The sequence below is a fragment of the Tabrizicola sp. genome, from assembly GCF_051645465.1.
Taxonomy (GTDB): domain Bacteria; phylum Pseudomonadota; class Alphaproteobacteria; order Rhodobacterales; family Rhodobacteraceae; genus Tabrizicola.
This window is the reverse complement of sequence record NZ_JBOFBI010000039.1, coordinates 1-2,725: the sequence shown is the minus strand read 5'-3', so window position 1 is coordinate 2,725 and position 2,725 is coordinate 1. Positions and strand designations below refer to the sequence as shown.

At 63.7% G+C, this 2,725-nt stretch carries 2 protein-coding genes and 2 tRNA genes; 1 reads left to right on the top strand and 3 read right to left on the bottom strand.

The features are described 5' to 3' along the window. Positions 1 to 424: 424 nt before the first annotated feature. From ACRCSW_RS02200 to trpB, 3 genes are all read right to left on the bottom strand, one after another. Positions 425 to 499: transfer RNA gene (locus tag ACRCSW_RS02200), tRNA-Thr, on the bottom strand. Next, positions 498 to 567 (bottom strand) — tRNA-Leu (locus tag ACRCSW_RS02195). The genes ACRCSW_RS02200 and ACRCSW_RS02195 overlap by 2 nt, the downstream gene beginning before the upstream one ends. Before the next feature lie 192 nt (positions 568 to 759). Next, positions 760 to 1,992 carry a tryptophan synthase subunit beta gene (gene trpB, locus ACRCSW_RS02190; protein ID WP_438702352.1) on the bottom strand — a complete coding sequence of 411 codons (1,233 nt, stop codon included), beginning with the start codon at positions 1,990 to 1,992 and terminating at the stop codon, positions 760 to 762. A gap of 174 nt (positions 1,993 to 2,166) precedes the next feature. Here trpB and ACRCSW_RS02185 point away from each other — a divergent pair. Continuing rightward, on the top strand, positions 2,167 to 2,725 hold a 559-nt coding region (locus tag ACRCSW_RS02185; RefSeq protein WP_438702351.1), incomplete at its 3' end, for an endonuclease/exonuclease/phosphatase family protein.

Sequence of the window (2,725 nt, the reverse complement as noted above, 5' to 3'; positions counted from 1 at the left end):
AACCGGCCCTTCCGCAGCAGGATGGCCCGTTCGTTCTCGGTCAGCGTCACGCGCTGGACACCCAGCAGTTTTTCGATCGTCCGCAGCATCTCTGTCTCTCCTTATACCTTCACGTGTTCCTTTTCGCAGCACCCGTCCGGGCCGGGTTGAGGCGCCCGTCTGGGCGCGGGTGGAAAGGCTCCGGGACCGGATTTGTCACGGCAAGCGCGGGCCGCTCGGGGAGAGGGGCGGGGCCAACCGGCGCGGGCTTGGGGGTATCCCCGCACCCGGACCGGCAGGCGCCGGAACCGTCACCCGGCGGTCGGCACATGCCGAAGCAACCGGCGGGGCGAAGATCACGGCCCGCCCGAAGGCAAAGTCGCGCCCCGGCCCGCAGGATGCGAACCGGCCCCGGAAACCCCATTTGAAGTGGCTTTGCAGGCCATGGTCGTGATGACAGGAGTCGAACCTGTTACCGATGGATTACGAGTCCACTGCTCTACCAATGAGCTACATCGCGTGACATGAAGGGACTCGAACCCCCGACCCCCGGTTTGCCCGGTGCTCTGACCTCTGAGCTACATGCCCCATCCCCGCCCGCGCTTCCGGCCCAGGTATACGGACCGGGCATCGCCCGACCGCACCGCAGGAGGGGGTAAGCTCCACGCGTTTGGGTCCGTTCCGCTAGGGAAGGGAGGCGCGATCTAGGCCCGCAGAATGATTCTGGAAATCCGGAAAATCAGGATGGTGCTACTCGGCAACCACTCTGTTGCCGCCCCGTCACACCTTCATGTCCTGGCCCAAGTGCTTCGCCACCGTGAAGATGTCCTTGTCGCCGCGCCCGCACATGTTCATCACGATGATATGGTCGCGCGGGAGACCCGGCGCGATCTTCATCACATGGGCCAGCGCATGGCTTGGCTCCAGCGCCGGGATGATCCCTTCCAGCTTGCACGACAGCTGGAACGCCTCCAGCGCCTCGGCATCGGTGATCGAGACATACTTCGCCCGCCCGATGTCATGCAGCCACGAATGCTCCGGCCCGATCCCGGGATAATCCAGACCGGCAGAAATCGAAAACCCCTCAAGGATCTGCCCATCCGGGTCCTGCAAGAGATAGGTCCGGTTGCCATGCAGCACCCCCGGCCGCCCCCCGGTCAGCGAAGCGCAATGCTGCATCCGGTCGTCCACACCCTTGCCGCCCGCCTCGACACCGATGATCGACACCGAAGGGTCATCCAGGAACGGATGGAACAGCCCCATCGCATTCGACCCACCCCCGATGGCCGCGATCACCGTATCGGGTAGCCGCCCCTCGCCCTCCTGCTCGGCCAGCTGCCAGCGCACTTCCTTGCCGATGATCGACTGGAAATCCCTGACCATCGCCGGGTAAGGATGCGGCCCCGCCACCGTGCCGATGCAGTAGAACGTATCGCGCACATTGGTCACCCAATCCCTGAGCGCGTCGTTCATCGCGTCCTTCAACGTGCCACGACCCGAGGTCACGGGAACCACCTCCGCCCCCAGAAGCTTCATCCGGAACACGTTCGGCGCCTGCCGCTCCACATCATGCGCACCCATGTAGACCACGCATTTCAGCCCGAACTTGGCGCAGACCGTCGCCGTCGCCACCCCGTGCTGCCCCGCGCCCGTCTCGGCAATGATCCGCGTCTTCCCCATCCGCCGCGCCAGGATGATCTGTCCGAGCACATTGTTGATCTTGTGCGCGCCGGTATGGTTCAGCTCATCCCGCTTCATATAGACCTTGGCGCCCCCAAGGTGATCCGTCAGCCGCTCGGCAAAATACAACGGCGAGGGCCGCCCCACGTAATGCTTCCAGAGCCAGTCCATCTCGGCCCAAAAGGTCGGGTCGGTCTTCGCAAACTCATACCGCTCCTCCAGATCAAGGATCAGCGGCATCAGCGTCTCGCTGACAAACCGCCCGCCGAACATCCCGAACCGCCCCTGCTCGTCCGGCCCGGTCATGAAGCTGTTGATCCCGTCCTCGGCCATCGTCATTCTCCCTCTTCCACCCGCGATGTAGCGCGCCCTCCGACAGTGGTAAAGCGACAAGCCGCCGCGCTGTCGTGCCCGTGTCACTATGACGAAGTATTCACGACACCCGCAGGCCCGCTCCTGCTATCGTCGCACCATTGATCGAAGTCTTTCTTCTGAAAAGGATGCATCATGGCCGGAAAGACCGTCAGCTTCACCACCTTCAACCTTTTCAACCTCAACGAGCCAGGCCTGCCGATCTACAGCGATGCCAATGGCTGGTCACAGGCCGACTACGACCTGAAGATCGCCTGGACCGCACGGATGCTGCAGGAAATGCGGGCCGACGTCTTCGGCTTCCAGGAGGTCTGGCACGGCGCCAGCATCGACGCCGCACTGAAAGCGGCGGGTCTCGACACAACCCATGTGGCCCTGGTGCCCGAAGGCCACGCCGGCGGGATGATCGTCTGCGGCGCGGCGGTGGACCGCAGCATTCTCGTCGGCGAGCCGCGCTGGATCGCCTTCTTCCCCGAGGATTACATCCTGAAAAGCCGCGGCGACGATCCGCAGTCCGGCGATGTCGAGGTCAACATCCGCCGCTTCTCCCGCCCGGTCCTGCATTTCCAGATCAAGCCGCGCAGCAAGGGGCCGGTGGTTTCGGTCTATGTCTGCCACTTCAAATCGAAAGGCCCGACAAAGATCTTCAGCGAGGACTGGTACCGCAAATCCGTCCACGCAGTCCACGCCGAAG

What these genes read in the sequence shown, in the direction of transcription:
- trpB (WP_438702352.1), bottom strand. Translation starts at nt 1,992, where the DNA reads ATGGCCGAGGACGGGATCAACAGCTTCATGACCGGGCCGGACGAGCAG.